The organism is Ruicaihuangia caeni, assembly GCF_040536845.1.
Taxonomy (GTDB): domain Bacteria; phylum Actinomycetota; class Actinomycetes; order Actinomycetales; family Microbacteriaceae; genus Ruicaihuangia; species Ruicaihuangia caeni.
Window position 1 is genome coordinate 80,735 of the sequence record NZ_CP159582.1, and the last position, 19,105, is coordinate 99,839.

Below are 19,105 nucleotides of genomic sequence, written 5' to 3' on the forward strand. Positions count from 1 at the left end.
CACCACGGCTCGATTGCAAGACTGGTTCGGTGATTGTCGTCGTCGCGCCCGGACAGGGCTCTCAGACCCCCGGTTTTCTCGAGCCCTGGCTCTCCGATCCCCGATTCGAAGAGCAGTTGCGGCGCCTTTCGGATGCTGCGGGCCTCGACCTCGTCGAGCACGGCACGGTGTCGGACGCCGAGACGATCAAAGACACGGCCGTAGCCCAACCCCTCATCGTGGCCGCGGGTGTCCTGACGCTGACAGCGCTGCTCCGTGATGGCCGCGACTCGAGGATCGGCGGCATCGCCGGACACTCGGTGGGCGAGATCACTGCGGCGATCGGCGCCGGCGTGCTCGGCGAAGCCGACGGGATGCGGTTCGTCGCCGAGCGGGGCCGCGCAATGGCGCAGGCTGCAGCAGCCGTGCCGACAGGCATGAGCGCCGTGCTCGGGGGTGACCAGGACGTCGTCACGTCGCGTCTCGACGAGCTGGGACTCGAACCCGCCAACTACAACGGCGGCGGCCAGATCGTCGCTGCAGGCGAGCTCGGCGCGCTGGAGACGCTGAAGACCGAGCCTCCGGCCGGCGCGCGGATCATTCCCCTGCAAGTGGCGGGCGCATTCCACACCCGGTACATGGCCCCCGCCGTCGAACGACTCACTCAGGTGGCAGAGACGCTGACCCCGGCTGACCCCCGAATCACGCTGTGGACGAACCGCGACGGCAGCCCCGTGGCATCCGGTGCCCGGTTCCTCGATCTCCTCGTGGGGCAGGTGTCGTCTCCTGTGCGGTGGGACCTCGTCATGGAGCAGTTCTCGAACGATGGCGTGACAGGGATCATCGAGCTTGCGCCGGCTGGTGCGCTTGTCGGCCTGGCGAAGCGGGGGCTCAAGGGAGTGCCGTCGGTGGCGATCAAGACGCCGGACGACCTCGCAGCGGCCTACGAGATGATTGACGCATGAATTCCCCGACGCTCACACAGTCCACCGGCGTGCCATTCACGCGCATCTACGCGTACGGAGCGGCTCGCGGCGACCAGATCGTTCCGAACGATGACCTGATCGGACCCATCGACTCCAGCGATGAGTGGATCAGACAGCGCACAGGCATCGTGACACGCACACGCGCGTCGGAAGGCATCCTCGCGCTCGACCTCGCGACCGACGCAGCGCGCGAGGCGATCGAACGGTCGGGAGTGCCCGCCGAGAAGATCGATCTCGTGATCGTGGCCACCATCAGCAACGTGCAGCAGACCCCCTCCATGGCAGCGGTGGTCGCCGACCGCGTGGGCGCCAACCCGGCCGCCGCGTACGACACGAACGCGGCGTGCGCCGGGTACAGCTACGCGATCACCCAAGCCGACGCGCTGATCCGCAGCGGTGCCGCCCACTACGCGCTCGTGATCGGCGCCGAGAAGCTCTCGGACATCGTCGACCCCGCCGATCGCTCGATCTCGTTCTTGCTCGGCGACGGCGCGGGCGCCGCAGTGATCGGTCCGAGCGACTTCCCCGGGATCGCAGCGCCGGTCTGGGGCTCGGACGGTTCCAAAGCGCACGCCGTGGGCATGAACGCCACGCTGGTCGACTACCGCGACGGCGACGCCCAGTGGCCCACGCTTCGCCAGGAGGGCCAGACCGTCTTCCGCTGGGCGGTATGGGACATGGCGAAGGTCGCCAAGCGCGCGCTCGAGGTGGCCGGCGTGACAGCCGATGACCTCGCGGCGTTCATCCCCCACCAGGCGAACATGCGCATCATCGACGAGTTCGCGAAGCAGTTGAAGCTGCCGGAGAGCGTCGTGATCGCCCGTGATATCGAGACGACCGGCAACACGTCGGCCGCGTCGATCCCCCTGGCCACGCACCGGTTGCTCGATGAGCATCCCGAGCTCAGCGGCGGCCTCGCGCTGCAGATCGGCTTCGGTGCAGGCCTCGTGTTCGGCGCTCAGGTCGTCGTTCTTCCGTAAACTGTCCCTCGGTCACAACGACACCCCCAAGGAGATAACCAATGGCATTGTCCAAGGATGAAGTTCTCGCCGGTCTGGCGGAACTCGTGAACGACGAGACGGGCATCGCCGTCGAGACCGTCGAGCTCGACAAGTCGTTCACCGACGACCTCGACATCGACTCGATCTCGATGATGACCATCGTCGTCAACGCTGAAGAGAAGTTCGACGTCAAGATCCCCGACGAAGAAGTGAAGAACCTCAAGACTGTCGGCGATGCCGTGGACTTCATCGTCAACGCGCAGGGCTGATGTTTCGACCGGTGGGGGCGCGAGCCCCCATCGGCCCCCGTCCGGTTCCCCCTTGTTGTGACCACCTGGAGTCGTTGAAATGACCTCGAAGAAGATCGTCGTGACCGGTATCGGCGCGACTACTCCGCTGGGCGGCACCTCGCCCGACAGTTGGCGCGCGCTGCTCGCCGGCGAGTCCGGCATCCGCGCCATCGAAGCGGACTGGGTGGAGCGGTACGAACTCCCCGTCACGTTCGCCGGCCAGGCCCGCGTGCCCGCAGCCGAAGTGCTGGAGCGCCCCGAGGCGAAGCGTCTCGATCCTTCGAGCCAGTTCGCGCTCGTGGCAGCGCGAGAGGCCTGGGCGGATGCCGGCGCCCCCGACGTCGACCCCGTGCGCGTCGGCGTCGACTACTCGACTGGCATCGGTGGTCTCTGGACCCTCCTCGACGCGTACGACACGCTCAAGGAGAAGGGACCGCGTCGCGTGATGCCGATGACGATCCCGATGCTGATGCCGAACGCGGCTGCCGCCGCGATCAGCATGAACATTCCCTCGCGGGCATATGCCCGGACCGTCGTGTCCGCTTGCGCCTCAGGCACCGAGGCCCTGGTGAACGCGTACGAGCACCTGCAGGCGGGTCTCGCCGACGTCGTCATCGCCGGCGGCACGGAAGCCGTCGTGCACCCGCTGCCGATCGCCGCCTTCGCGTCGATGCAGGCTCTTTCGCGCCGCAATGACGATCCAGCATCCGCATCACGGCCCTACGACGTGAACCGCGACGGTTTCGTGCTCAGCGAAGGCGCCGGTGCGCTGGTGCTCGAGACCGAAGAGCACGCTCTCGCTCGAGGAGCCCGGATCTACGCGGAGCTCGCAGGCGGCAGCGTCACCAGTGACTCGTACCACATCACCGCGCCTGACCCCGAGGGGTCGGCCGCTGCTCGCGCGATGAAGGCTGCAATCGAGGTCGCCGGTGCAAAGCCCAGCGATGTGACGCACATCAACGCGCACGCGACCAGCACCCCGGTCGGCGACATCGCCGAGTACAACGCCATCCGTCGCATCTTCGGCGATCACACCTCGAACATCGCGGTGTCGGCAACCAAGGCTGCTACCGGGCACCTGCTCGGCGGCACCGGAGCGCTCGAAGCCATCTTCACCGTGCTCGCCCTGAAGGAGCGCACCGCTCCCCCGACGATCAACCTCGACGACCAGGACCCGGAGATCCCGCTCGAGGTGGTGACCTCGCCTCGGGCGCTCGGTGACGGGCCGCAGCTCGCGCTCAGCAATTCCTTCGGCTTCGGCGGTCACAACGCCGTGGTGGCGTTCCGCGACTACCGCTGACCGATCGCTCGCGAAGGCGGCGGGTGGTCAGCCACCCGCCGCTGCACCGGGCAGCCAGCGTCCAGCGGTTACGGTCCGCGCAGGCCAAGCGATCAGCCGCCGGGCTATAGGCCGGATTCAACCGACCTTGTGCAACCAGACCACGGGGCTGCCTTCACCCGCGTGGCGGAACGGCTCCAGCTCGTCGTCCCACGCCTGCCCCAGGGCGAGCCGCAGTTCGCGGTGCAGTTCGAGCGCGTTCGAGCCGGCGACCTCCATCGCCGCGCGAACGCGGTCCTCGGGCACGACCACATTGCCTGCTGAGTCGAGCTGCGCGTGGAAGATGCCGAGATCAGGGGTGTGCATCCATCGCCCACCGTCCGCTCCGTGACTGGCATCCTCGGTTACCTCGTAGCGCAGGTGCTCCCATCCGCGTAGCGCCGAGGCGAGCCGGGCGCCGGTGCCGGCGGCGCCCTCCCAGCTGAACTCGGTGCGAAGGGCGCGCTTCAGCGCCGGCTGATCTATCCAGTCGAAGTTGATGGCACGACCAAGGGCGCGCCCTGCGGCCCACTCGATGTGCGGGCAGAGCGCGCGAGGCGCAGAGTGAACGTAAATCACTCCGCGTGCGGTTGCAGCAGCCACTTTCACTCCATTTCCTCCGATGCGACTTCCCCATCGACCGGTAGAGCCGGAGTTATTGCGACTGACGAGCATTATCGCTGATCTCAGAGCGAATCACAAGCATGTCATTCCCTCGGTCTCAATGCGCTGGCGTGTGTCACACGCTGTGCCGTGCGGCATTGGCGCGATACAGTCTGCTCATGTCCACGCGTTCCGCGCTGCTCGCCGTGCTGAGTCTCGGCCCTGCCTACGGCCACCAGTTGCAGGCCGAGTTGATGGAGCGAACCGGCCGCGATCGCCCGATCAACTCAGGTCAGATCTATGCGACGCTCGACCGGCTGCGCCGCGATGAGCTGGTGAAGGATGCCGGCACGACCGACGACGGCCTGCCGCTGTATGAGCTCACCGAGCTCGGCCAGATCGAGGCAGCCACGTGGCTGACCTCGCCGGATGGTCCCTCCTGGGACTCGATGGTGCAGCAGGTGCTGCTCGCCCGCTCGATCCCTGGCGCTGATTGGCCCGCGCTGGTGCGCGGCTATCGAACGCTCTGGATCACGCAGGGCGCAGAGGCGAGCGGCCTCGCATCAGGGGCGACACGGATCCTCGGTGAAGCGGCGTTGCGCTGGCTGAGCGAACTGCCTCCCGCCAAGGCGTGGGAGTTCCGTGCCGACCGGCCGAAGCGTGGACGGCGCCGGGCTCACTTCGCCTCGTCGTAGCCGTCGACCACCACCGCATTCACTGGGAACGCCACCGCTGATTCTCCGAACAGGAGCCTCGCGGCATCCGCAGCGGTTCGATGCATGAGCTCGCGCACATCCTCCGCGTGGTGTGCGGGAGCGTGCACGATCAACTCGTCGTGCACGAAGAAGACCAGGTGCGGCGACGTCGTGTGATCGGCACCGTACCGCTGGCGCAAGGCACCGCGCAGGAGCGCGATCCATGCGAGCGCCCATTCCGCCGCAGTCGCCTGCACGACGAAATTCCTCGTGAACCGCCCCTGCGAGCGCGCCGCGGAGCGCGCGCGTCTCACCGTGACCGGATCGGGCGACTCGGCGGATGCCGCAGCCTGCAACTCGCGCCACGCCTCGCTCGGCTCGGGCGAACCGCGGCCGAGGAGGCTGCTCACCGGCATCCCTCGCTCTCCGCGCTGAGCCGCCGCCTCGACGAAACCGATGGCGCGGGGAAACGCACGGGCAATTCGCGGAAGAACCTTCGCGCTCTCCCCCGTAGTGCCGCCGTACATGGCGCCGAGCATCCCGTACTTCGCCTGCGCTCTTGTCTCAACAGCTCCGACGTCGACCATGCCCTGGTAGAGGTCTCCACTGGAAGAGGCGCGAGCCATGGCGGAGTCGCCTGACATCGCCGCCAGTACACGTGGCTCGAGTTGCGCGGCGTCGGCGACTATGAGTTTCCAACCCTCGTCCGCTCGCACCGCGGAACGCACCACGGCGGGCAGTTGCAGCGCGCCCCCGCCCTCGCTGGACCAGCGGCCCGAGACGACTCCCGCGGGAACGAAGACGGGGTGGAAGCGGCCCTGGTGCACCCACTGATCGAGCCAGTGCCAACCGTTGGCCGACCAGAGACGCGAGAGCGTCTTATACTCGAGCAGTGGCGCGATGGCGGGATGCCGCAATCGCTGCAGCTCATGCGAGCGCGTGGTCTCGACCGCGAGTCCAGCAGAGCGCAGGGTGCGAAGCAGTTCTGCCGGCGAATCCAGGTTGATGGTCGGCGCGCCGAGCGCATCAGCCACCGCGAGAGCGAGTCGCTCGAGGCGCTCGGGGCGGTAGCCCTCGGCAGGGCGGGCGCCCAGCATCGACGCAAGCAGTCGTTCGTGCTCGTCGCGCCGCCAGGGAAGACCCGCGTGACCCATCTCCGCCGCTGCCAGCGCGCCGGCGGACTCGGCTGCCACCAGCAGGCGCAGACGGGCAGGCGATGTCTCGAGCGCGCTCTGCTGGCGCTGGAGTGCGGCTACGGGCGCCATGGACGGCGGTGCCGGTTGCTCGAGGTGGAAGAGCGCGGCATCCGCGCTGTCGTGGTGACGCCGGTGCTGCACCGCAGGCAGTGCCGAGTAGCCCGCGGCGGTGTGCGGGCTGTTGCGAAGCAGCGCGTCGGTGAGGCGCAGATCGAAACAGCGCTCGATCGTCACGCCGGCCCGCAGCAACTCGGGGTACCAGACGGCGGTGTCGTCCCAGACCCACCGTGGCGGTTGGGCGTGTGCTCGTTGCTCGGATACCACTGGCTCGGATGCCGCTTCCCCGCGCCCCGCGTGCTCGCGCGCCGCCACGAAGGCGGGCAGTTGCTCGCGGGCCACCCTCTCGATGGCCTTCTCGTTGCCCGTGCCGTCGATCTCGGTCGCCCCGATCGCGCCGCCGTCGAGTTGTTCGAGCACGATCTGCACCAGACAAGTCTGCCGTGGGCCGCCGACATCCACTCCGCAGACGCTCCTCTCAGGTGGGGCTCCTCTCGCAGGCTGCCCCAGCGCGTCGCATGAGACCATGGACTCCATGCCCGCCCAAGCCCTTCCGAGCACGACGGCGCCGCGCCCGCAGGTGCGCCCAACCCCCGAGGGATGGGTGCAGCCGATGGGGCCCGATGGCCGCCCCATGCTGCGCTTCGCCTCTCCGCGCGTAAAGCAGCCGCCGCAGCACTTCGCCGACCTGTCACTCGAGGAACGCCAGGCGAAGGTCTCTGAGTTGGGCCTGCCGGGATTCCGTGCGAAGCAGCTGTCGAAGCACTACTTCGAGCACTACACGGCCGACGCGGAACGCATGACCGACCTGCCGAAAGACGGACGGTCGGAACTCGTCGGCGAACTGTTCCCGACTCTGCTCACCGAAGTGAAGCGGCTCAGCACCGATCGCGGCGACACCATCAAGTTCCTGTGGCGCCTGTTCGATGGAGCGCTCGTCGAGTCGGTGCTCATGCGCTACCCCGGCCGGATCACCCTGTGCGTCTCTTCACAGGCAGGATGCGGCATGAATTGCCCATTCTGCGCTACCGGTCAGGCCGGGCTCACCCGGAACCTCTCGACCGCCGAGATCGTCGACCAGGTGGTGCAGGCGAACCGCGTGATCGCTGCCGGCGAGCTGGGCGGTGGCCGCGGCACGGACGGACCCACCCGCGTCGGCAACATCGTGTTCATGGGAATGGGCGAACCGCTTGCCAACTACAAGCGAGTGATGGCGGCCGTGCACCGTATGGTCGACCCCGCGCCCGCGGGCCTCGGCATGTCGGCGCGCAACATCACGGTGTCGACGGTCGGCCTGGTGCCCGCGATCCGAAAGCTGGCCGACGAGTCGCTTCCCGTCACGTTCGCCCTCTCCCTGCATGCGCCCGACGATGAACTGCGCGATGAGCTGATTCCGGTCAACACTCGCTGGAAGGTCGACGAAGCTCTGGATGCGGCCCGCGAGTACTTCGAGAAGACCGGCCGCCGCGTGAGCATCGAGTACGCGCTCATCAAAGACATGAACGACCATGCCTGGCGCGCGCAACTTCTCGCCGACAAGCTCAACGCCCGCGGCCGCGGGTGGGTGCATGTGAACCCGATTCCGCTGAACCCCACGCCCGGGTCGATCTGGACCTCGTCAGAGCGCGAGGTCGAACAGCAGTTCGTCGAGACCCTGCTGGCCAACGGCATCCCCACCACTCTTCGAGACACCCGCGGCAAGGAGATCGACGGCGCCTGCGGCCAGCTCGCCGCCGCCGAGTAGCAGGGCCGAGCGGCTCAGTCGCCTGCCGACTCCGATCGGCGCGCGACCTCTCGCTCTGACGGCATCCGGAATGCGGCGTAGCCGGCCGTCACGAGCAGGAACAGCACTGCCGTGGCGAACGCCGCCGGGAACGAGACCGCGTCGGCGAGTACCCCGACGACGAGCGGGCCGAGGATCGAACCGATGTCGGACGTCGCCGAGAACACCGCGACAGGCTGACCGCCGCGTCCGCCGGCAGCGTCGCCCACCGCTGCCGCAGGCGCTGTACCCATGAAGGCTGCTGCCGCACCGTAGACGCACAGCAGGGCGATGAGCTGCCAGATCTCGCTGGCGAAGGGCATGAATGCCATGCACAGAGCACCCACTGCGAAGGCCATGGCGATCGCAGGGCGCCTGCCGACCTTGTCGACGAACCTTCCCGCAGGCCACAGCATCGCGGTCTGCGCGACAGCGGCGACCGCGAGCGCGATGCCTGTCCAGAGCTCGGTCTTGTGCAGCACCTCGACCACCAGCACCGGGATGAGCGCCGAACGCACGCCGAGGCTCGCCCAGCCCGATGAGAAGTTGGCGATGAGCGCAGCCCGATAGCGCTGATCGCGGAGCACGACTCGCATCGGCAGGATGCCGCTGGCAGCCCCACCGCGACCGGCTCCGTCGCCGCGGTGAAGCAGTACGAGCCCGACGGCACCAGCGACCACGAGAGTGCCCGCGTAGAAGAAGAACGGCGCTCGGATCGAGATCGCCGCGAGCAAACCGCCCACGGCGGGCCCCGCCATCCCTCCGATGAGGAAGCCGCCCTGATACATGCCCACCGCCCTGCCGCGCATGCTGGGCGGCGATGCAGAGATCAGCAGAGACATCGCCGAGATGGAGAACATGGCCGAACCGATGCCGCCAGCGCCCCGCATGAGCAGCACTTCCAGATAGGAGTTGGCGAGCCCGGTCAAGGCCGTCGAGATGGCGACGATACCGATTCCCAGCGACAGGATGATCCGCTCCCCCGTCCGGTCGATCATGCGACCGACGAAGGGACTCGCGAGGAGGCGCATGAGCGCGAACGCCGAGACGACCATGCCTACCTCGAGGTAGCCCACCTCGAACGTCCGCACGAACACGGGGAGCACAGGGATCACGACGCCGAAACCGACCATCACGAAGAACGCGATCATCGCGAGCACGTACACGTCACGGCTGAAGCGCGGCACCGTCTCGCGTTCATGGGTCGGAATCGTCACCACCCCAGGTTAGGCGCGTGCGATGCGACGTCGTTTCCGAGTCGTTACCGAGACATGCGGCATTTGTTCATGATTCGGCCAAGAACGTCTGGTTCCATGTTCGTCATGTCCCTGCGTGAGGCCGAATATCCGCGGCCCGATCACACACTGGTACACATCAGCGACACCCATCTGCTGGGTGGCGATCGAAGGCTCTACGGCTCGGTCGACAGCGAGGAGCACCTTCGCGAGTTGCTGGAGGCGCTCGAGTCGACCGGGCGAAGACCCGATGCGCTGATCTTCACGGGCGACCTCGCCGACCTCGGTGAACCGGAAGCCTACGAGCGCCTCCGCGCGCTCGTCGACCCGGTGGCGGAGCGCCTGGGAGCGAAGGTCATCTGGGCGATGGGCAACCATGACGAGCGCGTCGCGTTCCGGGTGGGCCTGCTCGGCGAAGACCTCAACAGTGAGTCGGCGGATGCCGCGAGTTCGCCCGTCTACCGGGTCGACCACCTGGATGGGCTCCGCGTGATCACGCTCGACAGCACGGTGCCCGACTACCATCACGGCGAGCTCTCGGACGAGCAACTGAAGTGGCTTGCGGAGGAGCTTCGCACTCCTGCCATCGACGGCACGATCCTCGTGATGCACCACCCGCCGGTACCGAGCTTGCTCGACCTCGCGGTCTCGGTCGAGTTGAGGGACCAGGCCCGGCTGGCCGAAGTGGTCCAAGGGACGGATGTGAGGACGATCCTCGCCGGGCATCTGCACTACTCGTCGACTGCGACGTTCGCAGGCATCCCGGTCTCCGTCGCTTCAGCGAGCTGCTACACCCAGGATCTCCTCGTGCCCGAAGGCGGCACTCGCAGCCGCGCTGGCGCGAGGTCGTTCAACCTCGTGCAGGTCTACCCTCAGACTGTGCTCCACGCGGTCGTGCCCCTTGAGCAGACCGAGGCCCTTGCCTACGTCGATGCGGAGGAGAGCGAGCGCCGGCTGCGCGAACTGGGCCTGCGTATTCCCGAGTCCGCCACGGCACGGTCGCGCGCCGCTACCCCGCACGATGACGAAGACACCATGACTCGACCGCTCGACCTGGTCGGCGCGGGCACCTGACGCAGGCGCTGCCCAGTATCGCCTGCACCAGCCTTCATGCCGGGTTCGACACAAGCGCTGCACCGCCGACCTGGTGGTCAGGCAGTTGTGGCGGTCGAGGCTTCGAGCTGCCGTTCCCACGGTCCGGCGACTGGAAAGTACCGGTCCAGGAAGCTGGTCACGAGCTCCACGCGCGTCGATTCGTCGAGTTCGGGCTCGCTGCCGTCGTTGAGACAAAACATATCGAAGCGTCGCCCTCTGCGTAACCCGTTCAAGGCAGACGGGGTCGAGGCGAGCGTCGTCTCCACGTATCGGACCCGTGCGTCGGGCTGCTGCAGCGCGCGCCCGGTGAGCAGGGCGTAGTACGGATAGAGGGAGTTCGTCACGGAGATATCACTGGGCGAACGAAAGCGTGAGGCGGCTGTTCGAGCGAAATCCTGCGGAAACGCCGTCTCGAGCTCGTGCATCACGCTCTTGCGCATCGGTACTGCGCAGTGCTCGAGGTGACGGGTGATGGTTCTGCCGAACCGGTTGCGCAGCAGCGCTCGATTCACCCGCATCGCGTTGTCGTGCCCGGTCCGGTCAGGGTGCGTGTCTCCAAGGCCGATGCGGACCGTCGCCTCGACGAACCGTGTGATGCCACCTGGCGAGAAGAACATGGAGGGCGAAACAGGGCGCCCGAAGAACATGTCGTCATTCGAGTAGAGGAAATGCTCTGAGAGCCCGGGGATGCGGTGCAACTGAGACTCAACCGCGTGTGAGTTGTAGGTCGGCAGCACGCTCGTGTCGGCGAAGAACTCATCGCTTCGCACGACGGTGACGTCCGGGTGCTCGGTGTCGAGCCAGGCCGGCGGCTTCGAGTCGGTGGCGATGAAAATGCGCCGAACCCATGGCGCGAAGGCCTTCACGCTTCGAAGGGCGTACTTCAGTTCATCGATCTGGCGGTATCGGGTCGCGCCGGCATCCGCCGGGTTCAGTTGGTGCTGCGCAAGGTATCGAGACCGCTCCGCAAGGTAATCGGGGTCGGAGCCATCGACCCAGGAGAACACGATGTCGATCGGGAAATCCACGTCATCGACGTGGTCGTCGAACATGCCAGCCAGGGTCGGCCAGGCGTACCCGTACCGGTCGACGGTGGTGATGACCGCGTCTTGTCGATCGATACGTCGGCGGGTGAGGGCGTTCGGCCGCGGAGCAAGTATCTCGGTCTCACCGAACGACCACAGCTCGAGGCACACCGCTGCTTCTCTGATCCGCCAGGCGGCGCGGGACGATCTGGTGCGCCTGCGGTACAACAGGAACAGTTCGTCTTCCTCGTCGCCGGGAAGTCGGCCGAGCGCAAGCAATCGCTCCGACCGCTTGTCGCCATCGAGCCGTGCATAGAACGGCTCGGCCGCGAACTCGCTCGCCAACTGCCGCTCCAGCTCCTGCCTCCTGGAGCGGTCGACCGCGATGATTGGCCGATCGTCATCGCCTCGGACGAGGAGATAGTCGATCGAGACCCGCTCGAGAGCGCCTCGGACGAGCGCGAGATCTGCCACCATCGCGTCATGGCGGTTGATCGGCGGCCCCGCCAACGCCAGTCTGCGCCCTTCGCGAACGATGTCGGTGCGCTGCGCGAGTGCGACTGGCGCTTCGGAGCGCGGCATCGGGCCGCCGTTGAGCGCGCTTCGCAGCGGGTCTTCGATCTCTTGGTACAAATGGCCCCCTTGAACATCGTGTGCGGTTGACGTCGATGAACGAGCAGGCGAGCGACGCCGGGATAGCCGCTGGATGAGCGGGTCGGCGTTGCGCCAGCTGACGCGCCGAGTGACGCGCCGTGCGTCCGAGAGTAGCAGCGCCGGTTCAGAGTTCCCTGTTGTCGTGCGTCAGTCATCAACTACCGCTGCAGGCGAGAAACGTCGCGGCTCGAGACGGCCAATCGGCCTGTTCGCAGCCCGCCTCTGAGCGTAGGGTGCGCTCAATGACGGCCCACCGGGCGTGGTTCAGCGCTACGAGGCCGACCCGATCAGGAAGAAGAACCGATGAAACGAATGGCCATCAGCTGCTTAGTCGCGCTCGGACTTGCCCTCGGCGGTGCGGCAGCAGCACAAGCAGGAGAGATCAACGGCAACGGTGACCCGATCCCGGGCGCCCACAAGGCGAGTTCAGCGTGTGCGTTCTCAGGGCGTGACTTGCCTGACGACCAGGAGAACCAGCCCAACATCCCGGATGACTTCGTCACGGGCGGACACGTGCAGAACTACGGGATGTACGTGAAGGCGGGGCTGAAAGCGATGGTGCCGAGCCCCGGAATGGCGTGCCGAGGCAACGTCTCTTTCGAGGGCTGACGGCAGCGCTTGGCGGGCGCTCTCGCTGCGGGTCTGTCGGTTCTAATCACTGATTCAGTAGAGCGCCCGAACCGCCGACACGTGGAAGGCTGTAGAGCCGATGCTCTCGCCGACCCCGGCCTAGTCAAGAGCGAGCAGCCCTCCGGCACTTGCGACGCCGGTGGGCTGCTCGCAGTCACGCGCGAAGCGCTCAGCCCTCACGAATCTGGCGGCCGACCATCGACTTCTCAACGTCGAAGCCCCAACCCTTGCCACGTTCACCGAAGATGCCGTGCTTACCAGCGAGCGCAACGATGTCCCACCAGCGTTCGATCGACGCTGCAAGGTGCGCTTCCAACTCGTGCACGAAGGCGTCGAATACCTCTGGGTCACGATTGCCCGACGCAGCCTCGAACTTCGCCTTCATAGCCGGGTCGAGCCGCAGGGCGATGTTCTCCGCCTCACTCCACATGTGGCCAGGGTCTTCGCCAGTCTGCGGACTTAGCGCAAGTTCATCGAGATGACAAAAGCGCCCACTCTGGCCGTAGCGCGAGAGGGCCGCCATGAGCGCAGGAAGAACCGGGTCGTTCTCGACTTCAAGCAGTTGCGATTCGACGTTGGCAGGATGAGTGGCCTCCGGCAGCCGCCGCCTCATGGTCTGCATCAGCGAGTCATGCATGGTCACGATGTTGTGCCGCCAGGTGTCCCTGAAAGTGGCGAGTGGAGGCCACTCGCCCTCCTCCGCAACGTGTGTCAGCCCGAGCGACATCTTTAGCAACTTCTCGACGCCGATAGAAAGCATCGTGAGGATTGGATCGCGCGTCGTCTCCCAGAAACGCGCGTGCCGCAGCGCCCAGATCCCGTATCCGAGCAAGTTCCGCGTCGAGGTCGTCTCGAAGATGAGCGAGAACGCCTGAGTCTGATTGAGCCCGTCCTGAACCTGCGCCATGGGGCAGATTCTGTCGCGACCCGCCGACACTTGGAGTGTTTCTTGGAGTGGTTTCGCTTCTGGAGGCTCCAGCGGAACACCCAAAGTCGCCCGGAATCATTGGTAGGGCGGACGGGACTTGAACCCGTGACCGACGGATTATGAGTCCGCTGCTCTAACCAGCTGAGCTACCGCCCCGCTCCGGCCTCGTCGCTCTCGCGCTCCGGTGCCAGATCGGTGACCGGGTCGGTCACCGTTTCACCACGATACAGTCTCTCGAACGTGTCGATCGTGCGGTCGATGTCGTGCGCGGCGACGATTCTGAGGCTGTGCTTCTGCATGCGCTCACGCTCGCGATCACTGGCGGTGAGCACATCGGTGAGGCGTCGCGCGAACTCCTCGATGTTGCCCGGCTGGTATAGGTAGCCGTTCTCGCCGTGGTGCACGAGATGGGGCAGCGCCATGGCGTCCGCCGCCACCACGGGCAGCCCTGAAGCCATCGCCTCCATGGTCGCGATGCTCTGGAGCTCGGCGATGGACGGCATTGCGAAGACGCTCGCGCGGCGCAGCTGCTCCTTCAGGTACTCCTCGGAGACCCGTCCGGCGAGGTGCACGCGGTCTCGGATCCCGAGGCTCACCGCGAGGTCTTCCAGGTGCTTCACCTGGTCGCCGTGGCCGACGAGTTCGAGCTTGGCCCCGATCGAGGGGTCCATCGAGGCGAACGCCTTGAGCAACTCGTCGAGGTTCTTCTCTGCCTCGATCCGGCCGACGAAGAGCACGACCTTCTCGTCGCGCGGCTCGAGGTTCGGCGTGTAGTTCGAGACCTGCAGACCGCACGAGATGGCGTGGACGCCGGTGAAGCCGGTCGACTGCTCGAAGAAGTCGGCGGCACGACGCGTGGGGGTCGTGATCGCGTCCGCGCGCTCGAAAGTGTTGCGCACTGCCGACCACGCGGCCTTCAGGAAGATTTTGTGGAAGATCTTCGGCACCAGCGTGAACTGCATCATGTTCTCAGGCATCGTGTGGTTGGTGCCGATCACCCGGATGTGCCGTTCACGGGCCTCGATCGACAACCCGCGGCCGACAACGAAGTGCGACTGGAAGTGAACCACGTCGGGCTTCACCTCGTCGAGCACTCGCGCACTGTTCTTGACGATCCTCCAGGGCAGCGCGAAACGCAGCCACGGGTGCGGATACCAGCGCCAGCTCTTCAGCCGGTGCATGACGAGCGTCGCACCCTCGTGCTCTTCGGTCCACGTCCCTGACCGGGAGTCGGCCGAAGGCGCCATCACATGCACCTCGTGGCCGCGGGCCACGAGTCCGGCCGCGAGGCGCTCCGCGAACTTGGCGGCACCGTTCACGTCTGGGCCGAAGGTGTCGGCGCCGATCAGGATGCGCATTGGTTTCGTATCGGTATCGTCAGGCAACTCAGGCAATTCCTGTTCGTCTGGGCGTGCTGGTGAACAACCCTCCGCAAGGCTACCGCAGGCCGCGTCAACGGTGCGTTTGCGGATGGTGTTTCGCGAGCCTGAACACGCCAACGATGGCGATCACCGCCGCCAACACGAACACCGCGACGGCCCAGAGCGGCGCCGTGGCCGCCTCACCGAGCACGATCACGCCGATCGCTACGGCGACCATCGGGTCGATCACGGTGAGCCCCGCGATCACAAGGTCAGGCGAGCCCACCGCATACGCGTTCTGCACGAAATAGGCGCCGAGAGCCGTGCCGCCGATGAGAATCGCGACCGCGAAGAGCGTCAGTCCCTCGAAGTTCCCGTTGACCAGCCGATTGAGCACGACCTTGGCAAGGGTGGCGACGAAGCCGTAGATCACGCCGGCGGCGATGATGTACGAGACCGCCCGCATCCGCTTCCGCAAGAAGACGAACACGATCGAGTAGACAACGATCACGCCCGCGAGGATGCCGAGGATCGTCGTCAACTGACCGGCGGTGATCACGCGTTCCGTGGCGGTGAGCGCGGCGACGGTGACGAAGAGGCCGATGCCGCCGACGCACAGCGCAATCGCGACGATCGCCTTGCGGTCGAGCTTGAGGTGGCTGACTCGGGCGTTGACCACGGCGGTGATGACGAGCGCGATCACGCCCAGAGGCTGCACGACGATGAGCGGCGCGAACGCGAGGCTCACGAGCTGCAGCACGATGGCGAGCCCGAGCATGACGGTGCCCACGACCCACGAAGGACGCATGAGCAGCGCGCGCACCTGGGTGATCGACAGCCCAGCCTTCTGCCCCGAGCCGAGACGGTCCTCGACCTTGTGCACTCCCCGATGCTGGAACTGGGCGCCGAGTGCCAAGAACACGCCGCCAAGCAGCGCGATTGGGATTCCGAGCGCTTGATACGGCGTGAGCGTCACCACGTCGAGCTGCTCGATCACCCTAGAAATCTACCCGGTGCGCCGCCGATATCCTTGACGGATGGCCGTTCTCCCGATCGTGATCACCGGAAATCCAGTCCTGCACACGCCTGCGAAGCCCGTCGAACGGTTCGATGACGAGCTCCGGCGACTGGTCGACGACATGTTCGAGACGATGGACGAAGCGCCGGGCGTCGGGCTCGCCGCGCCGCAGGTCGGCGTCGGGCTGCGCGTGTTCGTCTACGGGTGGGAAGACGAAGACGGCTATCTGTGGCGGGGCGTCGCCATCAACCCCGAGCTCTGGCAGAGTCCGCTCGATCTCGGGCCTGCCGATGAGGACGAGGAGAGCGAAGGATGCCTGTCGATCCCGGGCGAGCGCTTTCCGCTTCGTCGCGCAGAACGGGTGATCCTGCGAGCGGTGGATCTTGATCAGGAACCGTTCGAGATCGTCGCCGAGGGATGGTTGGCCCGCATCTTCCAGCACGAATACGACCACCTCGACGGAGTGCTGTACGCGGACCGGCTCGGGCACGTGTACGCGAAGGCGATTCAGAAGGCCATCAAGAAGAGCGGATGGGGAAAGCCGGGCGACTCATGGATGCCTGGCGTCGATCACCTGGAGGGCGAGCACCCCGCGCGGGGCTGAGCGGGAGAACCTGAGCCGGGCGGCGGCGGCCGCCTCTCAGACTGCGCCGCCGGCGGCCGGCGGAGCACCGGCATCCAGGCCGTCGTCTCCGACAGCCTCTCGCGCCATGAAGTTCTCGAGGTCGAAGAGGTTGTCTGCCCGTTCCGCGACATTCAGCAGCGTCGTCATGGCGGCGACCTCTTCGACCTGCTCTTTCAGGAACCAGAGCATGAACTGCTCACCCAGCGCGTCGGTCTCAGCCCGCGCCGCCGCGAACAGCGCCTCGATCTGGCGCGTGACCGCTCGTTCCTGCTCCAGTGCCAGCGCGATGGGCTCGCGCACGTCTGCGAAGTCGTTCCGCACTGCCGGAATTCCCGGGATCTCGACCCGCACATCGCGGTCGAGCCGATACTGCACCAGCATCATCGCGTGGTTCCGCTCTTCGAGCGACTGCCGGTAGAAGTGCTTGGCCAGTTGCGGCAAGTCATGGTCGTCGAACCAGACGGCGATGGCGATGTACTGCTGGGATGCCGCGAACTCGTGCCCGATCTGCTCAGCGAGAAGGGTGTCGAACGTGCTGGTCATGGCTCCTCCGATCGTGCCCGACGCGGGATGCTCCGGCGGGTGTCACCAGCGTAGCGAGCACCGGTGACAGGTCGACCGCAAAAACTTTGGTAGAGTTGTCTTCGCTGTTCCAGCGATCCTCGATAGCTCAATTGGCAGAGCAGCCGGCTGTTAACCGGCAGGTTGATGGTTCGAGTCCATCTCGGGGAGCAGCACCGGCCCGGTCTCTTCGGAGACCGGGCCGTTTCACATTTCGCAGGTTCGGATACCACCAAGAGGCGGTACGGCGTTGCGTCGCGCGTCCGAGTCAGTAGCCGTGCTCGGGATCAACCACGCCGATGAAGTCACCGTCGCCGAGGAACGCGCGTACGTTGTGCTCGATCCGTGCTGCGAGCAACGGCCTGGTCATCTCAGGCGTGTCAGCCGAGTGCATGGTGACAACGGTGTTCGGGGCACTGAACAACGGATGCCCGTGGGGCAGCGGTTCGGGGTCGGTGACGTCGATGCCGGCGCCCGCGATAGCGCCGCGCTCGAGCGCAGCGACAAGTGCGTCAGTGTCGATGAGCGGGCCCCGCGCGATGTTCACGACGACAGCGCTGGGCTTGAGGAGGCCCAGCTCGTGCTCGCCCAGCATCCCGCTCGTGCGCTCCGATTGCGCTGCGGCGAGAACCACCACTTCGGCATCGGGCAAGACATCAGCGAGGTGCTCCCCCGTCACGGTGCGCTCGGCGCCCTCGACAGGTACATCACGCCGGCGCACCACCGTCACCCGGGTATCGAACGGCGCGAGCAGCCGGAGCAGCTCTTGAGCGATGCCGCCGGCGCCGACGATGACCACATTGCGGCCGTACAGCGAGGTGCCCCGGCGAACCGGATCCCACTCGCTCGCGCGGCTCTTCTGCGGTATGAAGCGCAGCGTGGCCAGCGTCAGCGCGAAGGCGTGCTCAGCGACCGGTTCTGAGTAGGCACCCTTCGCGCTCGTCCAGAGCGGCCACTCCTCCCCCGCGCGCGCCTTGAAGAGTTCAAGGAACGCATCGACGCCGGCCCAGGGCAACTGCACCCAATGGATGTCGGGATGCTCATCGAGCGCCGCGGCCAGGCCACTGCTCTCGCGCGCTGAGAGCCACACGACACCCCGCGTGCGCTCGCTCAGCGGTTCGACGGTGCCGCCTGCCGCCTCGATCGCCTCGACGAAGACCGGATCGGCGTGGGGCAGGACAGCGATCGGTCCGGGTTCGGGGCGACGTCGCGTGTGGTCGCCTTCAACGGGCACGGTGCGGTCGATGTGACCCCTGGCGTTCAACGAGCGACCTCTCCTAGCTTGCGCACGTAGGGGTGCAGAGGCTGGTCGAGCACCTCATCGACATTGCCGAGACCCACGATCGCGCCGCCCTGCATGATGGCGACGCGGCTGGTGAACCGGCGAACCTCCGGCAGATCATGGGCGATGACCACCGCAGTGAACTCGCGGTCGAGCCGAAGCTCGCGAATGGAGTCGAGCAGCGGGCCGCGCACGATCGCGTCGACGCCCATCGTCGGGTCGTCGGCGACAAGCACCTTGGGCTCGAGCACCAGTGCGCGAGCAAGCGCCACCCGTTGCCGCTGTCCGCGGCTGAGCTCATGCGGGAACCGGTCCATGAACCCCAGCGGCAGGTGCAACCGATCGAGCAGCCCTGCGACTGCGGCGCCCGCCTCGCGTCGGTCGAACTTCTGGTCGCGCAAGTAGATCGGCTCGGCGACGTTCTCGGCGATGGTGAGTCGTGGGTGAAGTCGTTCGCCGGCGTCTTGCGCGAGGTATCCGACATCGAACTGCCAGCGTGCGCGTTCGCGCCGGCCGGGCTTCGGGCGGCTGTGGCCGGCCACCCGAAGCGAGCCGCCGTCGACCAGCGGGCTGCTGCTCTTGCGGAGCCCCGCGCGGCCGGCGAGGGCGCGGGCGAGCGTCGTCTTGCCGCACCCGGCTTCTCCGACGATGGCGAGGGTCTGTCCGCGCGGCACCGAGAAGGTGACGCCGGTCACCGCGAGGGTCGACTGGCCCGGATAACGCAATGCGAGATCGGTGACCTCGATCACTGGCGGGGCAGGGGCGGGGGCGGGGGCGGGGAGTGCTGACGGCTGCGGCATCCGC

The 19,105-nt window shown here is 66.7% G+C and carries 19 protein-coding genes and 2 tRNA genes; 10 read left to right on the forward strand and 11 right to left on the reverse strand.

From position 1 onward, the window contains the following. The first annotated feature begins 29 nt into the window (after positions 1 to 29). The 4 genes from ABV606_RS00350 (at position 30) to fabF (ending at position 3,556) form a co-directional block, all read left to right on the forward strand. Entirely contained in the window at positions 30 to 944 is a 915-nt protein-coding gene (locus tag ABV606_RS00350) for an ACP S-malonyltransferase (RefSeq protein ID WP_353987932.1), read from the forward strand. After that, the gene (locus ABV606_RS00355) at positions 941 to 1,945 is read left to right on the forward strand and encodes a beta-ketoacyl-ACP synthase III (RefSeq protein WP_353987933.1); all 1,005 of its coding nucleotides are present in this window, start codon (positions 941 to 943) and stop codon (positions 1,943 to 1,945) included. Before ABV606_RS00350 ends, ABV606_RS00355 begins: the two co-directional genes overlap by 4 nt. A gap of 41 nt (positions 1,946 to 1,986) precedes the next feature. Continuing rightward, complete coding sequence (locus ABV606_RS00360) at positions 1,987 to 2,235, forward strand: acyl carrier protein (RefSeq protein WP_281487740.1); 249 nt, start codon at positions 1,987 to 1,989, stop codon at positions 2,233 to 2,235. Between the two features lie 79 nt (positions 2,236 to 2,314). Then, positions 2,315 to 3,556 (forward strand): beta-ketoacyl-ACP synthase II, encoded by a 1,242-nt coding sequence (fabF, locus tag ABV606_RS00365; protein WP_353987934.1) that lies wholly within the window; start codon positions 2,315 to 2,317, stop codon positions 3,554 to 3,556. Positions 3,557 to 3,673: 117 nt separating this feature from the next. Here fabF and ABV606_RS00370 read toward each other — a convergent pair whose 3' ends face one another. Continuing rightward, entirely contained in the window at positions 3,674 to 4,177 is a 504-nt protein-coding gene (locus tag ABV606_RS00370) for a DUF3145 domain-containing protein (protein ID WP_281487738.1), read from the reverse strand. A gap of 179 nt (positions 4,178 to 4,356) precedes the next feature. Here ABV606_RS00370 and ABV606_RS00375 point away from each other — a divergent pair, with 179 nt between their 5' ends. Continuing rightward, entirely contained in the window at positions 4,357 to 4,872 is a 516-nt protein-coding gene (locus ABV606_RS00375; protein ID WP_281487737.1) for a PadR family transcriptional regulator, read from the forward strand. Here ABV606_RS00375 and ABV606_RS00380 read toward each other — a convergent pair. Then, positions 4,854 to 6,554 carry a bifunctional 3'-5' exonuclease/DNA polymerase gene (locus ABV606_RS00380; protein ID WP_353987935.1) on the reverse strand — a complete coding sequence of 567 codons (1,701 nt, stop codon included), beginning with the start codon at positions 6,552 to 6,554 and terminating at the stop codon, positions 4,854 to 4,856. The genes ABV606_RS00375 and ABV606_RS00380 overlap by 19 nt on opposite strands. 106 nt (positions 6,555 to 6,660) lie before the next feature. Here ABV606_RS00380 and rlmN point away from each other — a divergent pair, with 106 nt between their 5' ends. Next, positions 6,661 to 7,869: a 23S rRNA (adenine(2503)-C(2))-methyltransferase RlmN gene (gene rlmN, locus ABV606_RS00385; protein ID WP_353987936.1), complete on the forward strand. Its 1,209-nt coding sequence runs from the start codon at positions 6,661 to 6,663 to the stop codon at positions 7,867 to 7,869. A 14-nt stretch (positions 7,870 to 7,883) separates the two neighbouring features. On the opposite strand, the gene ABV606_RS00390 is transcribed toward rlmN, so the two are convergent. Then, positions 7,884 to 9,104, reverse strand: coding sequence for an MFS transporter (locus ABV606_RS00390; protein WP_353987937.1), 1,221 nt, complete (start codon positions 9,102 to 9,104; stop codon positions 7,884 to 7,886). A 105-nt stretch (positions 9,105 to 9,209) separates the two neighbouring features. Here ABV606_RS00390 and ABV606_RS00395 point away from each other — a divergent pair, with 105 nt between their 5' ends. Further along, positions 9,210 to 10,196 (forward strand): phosphodiesterase, encoded by a 987-nt coding sequence (locus ABV606_RS00395; protein ID WP_353988744.1) that lies wholly within the window; start codon positions 9,210 to 9,212, stop codon positions 10,194 to 10,196. A gap of 77 nt (positions 10,197 to 10,273) precedes the next feature. Here the strand turns inward: ABV606_RS00395 and ABV606_RS00400 are convergent, their stop codons facing one another. Further along, the gene (locus ABV606_RS00400; protein ID WP_353987938.1) at positions 10,274 to 11,875 is read right to left on the reverse strand and encodes a stealth family protein; all 1,602 of its coding nucleotides are present in this window, start codon (positions 11,873 to 11,875) and stop codon (positions 10,274 to 10,276) included. 324 nt (positions 11,876 to 12,199) lie between these two features. On the opposite strand from ABV606_RS00400, the gene ABV606_RS00405 reads away from it, so the two are divergent. Further along, on the forward strand, positions 12,200 to 12,505 hold the full coding sequence (locus ABV606_RS00405; protein ID WP_281487732.1) for a hypothetical protein: 306 nt from the start codon (positions 12,200 to 12,202) through the stop codon (positions 12,503 to 12,505). A 190-nt stretch (positions 12,506 to 12,695) separates the two neighbouring features. Here the strand turns inward: ABV606_RS00405 and ABV606_RS00410 are convergent, their stop codons facing one another. From ABV606_RS00410 to ABV606_RS00425, 4 genes are all read right to left on the reverse strand, one after another. Further along, positions 12,696 to 13,517: a hypothetical protein gene (locus ABV606_RS00410; RefSeq protein WP_353987939.1), complete on the reverse strand. Its 822-nt coding sequence runs from the start codon at positions 13,515 to 13,517 to the stop codon at positions 12,696 to 12,698. 16 nt (positions 13,518 to 13,533) lie between these two features. Further along, a tRNA-Ile gene (locus tag ABV606_RS00415) sits at positions 13,534 to 13,610 on the reverse strand. After that, a complete protein-coding gene (locus ABV606_RS00420; protein WP_353987940.1) occupies positions 13,601 to 14,812 on the reverse strand; it encodes a glycosyltransferase in 1,212 nt (403 codons plus the stop codon). The genes ABV606_RS00415 and ABV606_RS00420 overlap by 10 nt, the downstream gene beginning before the upstream one ends. Positions 14,813 to 14,906: 94 nt before the next feature. Next, positions 14,907 to 15,812 (reverse strand): DMT family transporter, encoded by a 906-nt coding sequence (locus tag ABV606_RS00425; RefSeq protein ID WP_435415154.1) that lies wholly within the window; start codon positions 15,810 to 15,812, stop codon positions 14,907 to 14,909. A gap of 40 nt (positions 15,813 to 15,852) precedes the next feature. On the opposite strand from ABV606_RS00425, the gene def reads away from it, so the two are divergent. Then, the gene (def, locus tag ABV606_RS00430; protein ID WP_353987941.1) at positions 15,853 to 16,437 is read left to right on the forward strand and encodes a peptide deformylase; all 585 of its coding nucleotides are present in this window, start codon (positions 15,853 to 15,855) and stop codon (positions 16,435 to 16,437) included. A 36-nt stretch (positions 16,438 to 16,473) separates the two neighbouring features. On the opposite strand, the gene ABV606_RS00435 is transcribed toward def, so the two are convergent. Further along, the gene (locus tag ABV606_RS00435) at positions 16,474 to 17,001 is read right to left on the reverse strand and encodes a ferritin (protein WP_353987942.1); all 528 of its coding nucleotides are present in this window, start codon (positions 16,999 to 17,001) and stop codon (positions 16,474 to 16,476) included. 116 nt (positions 17,002 to 17,117) lie between these two features. Between ABV606_RS00435 and ABV606_RS00440 the strand changes: the two genes are divergently transcribed. Then, positions 17,118 to 17,190, forward strand: a tRNA-Asn gene (locus tag ABV606_RS00440). Positions 17,191 to 17,287: 97 nt separating this feature from the next. Here ABV606_RS00440 and ABV606_RS00445 read toward each other — a convergent pair. Then, positions 17,288 to 18,283 carry a D-isomer specific 2-hydroxyacid dehydrogenase family protein gene (locus ABV606_RS00445; RefSeq protein WP_353987943.1) on the reverse strand — a complete coding sequence of 332 codons (996 nt, stop codon included), beginning with the start codon at positions 18,281 to 18,283 and terminating at the stop codon, positions 17,288 to 17,290. Next, positions 18,280 to 19,101, reverse strand: coding sequence for a dipeptide/oligopeptide/nickel ABC transporter ATP-binding protein (locus tag ABV606_RS00450; protein WP_353987944.1), 822 nt, complete (start codon positions 19,099 to 19,101; stop codon positions 18,280 to 18,282). The genes ABV606_RS00445 and ABV606_RS00450 overlap by 4 nt, the downstream gene beginning before the upstream one ends. Positions 19,102 to 19,105 lie beyond the last annotated feature (4 nt).

What these genes read in the sequence shown, in the direction of transcription:
- def (WP_353987941.1), top strand. Translation starts at nt 15,853, where the DNA reads ATGGCCGTTCTCCCGATCGTGATCACCGGAAATCCAGTCCTGCACACG.
- ABV606_RS00420 (WP_353987940.1), bottom strand. Translation starts at nt 14,812, where the DNA reads ATGCGCATCCTGATCGGCGCCGACACCTTCGGCCCAGACGTGAACGGT.
- ABV606_RS00435 (WP_353987942.1), bottom strand. Translation starts at nt 17,001, where the DNA reads ATGACCAGCACGTTCGACACCCTTCTCGCTGAGCAGATCGGGCACGAG.
- ABV606_RS00360 (WP_281487740.1), top strand. Translation starts at nt 1,987, where the DNA reads ATGGCATTGTCCAAGGATGAAGTTCTCGCCGGTCTGGCGGAACTCGTG.
- ABV606_RS00405 (WP_281487732.1), top strand. Translation starts at nt 12,200, where the DNA reads ATGAAACGAATGGCCATCAGCTGCTTAGTCGCGCTCGGACTTGCCCTC.
- ABV606_RS00450 (WP_353987944.1), bottom strand. Translation starts at nt 19,101, where the DNA reads ATGCCGCAGCCGTCAGCACTCCCCGCCCCCGCCCCCGCCCCTGCCCCG.
- fabF (WP_353987934.1), top strand. Translation starts at nt 2,315, where the DNA reads ATGACCTCGAAGAAGATCGTCGTGACCGGTATCGGCGCGACTACTCCG.
- rlmN (WP_353987936.1), top strand. Translation starts at nt 6,661, where the DNA reads ATGCCCGCCCAAGCCCTTCCGAGCACGACGGCGCCGCGCCCGCAGGTG.
- ABV606_RS00375 (WP_281487737.1), top strand. Translation starts at nt 4,357, where the DNA reads ATGTCCACGCGTTCCGCGCTGCTCGCCGTGCTGAGTCTCGGCCCTGCC.
- ABV606_RS00355 (WP_353987933.1), top strand. Translation starts at nt 941, where the DNA reads ATGAATTCCCCGACGCTCACACAGTCCACCGGCGTGCCATTCACGCGC.
- ABV606_RS00395 (WP_353988744.1), top strand. Translation starts at nt 9,210, where the DNA reads ATGTCCCTGCGTGAGGCCGAATATCCGCGGCCCGATCACACACTGGTA.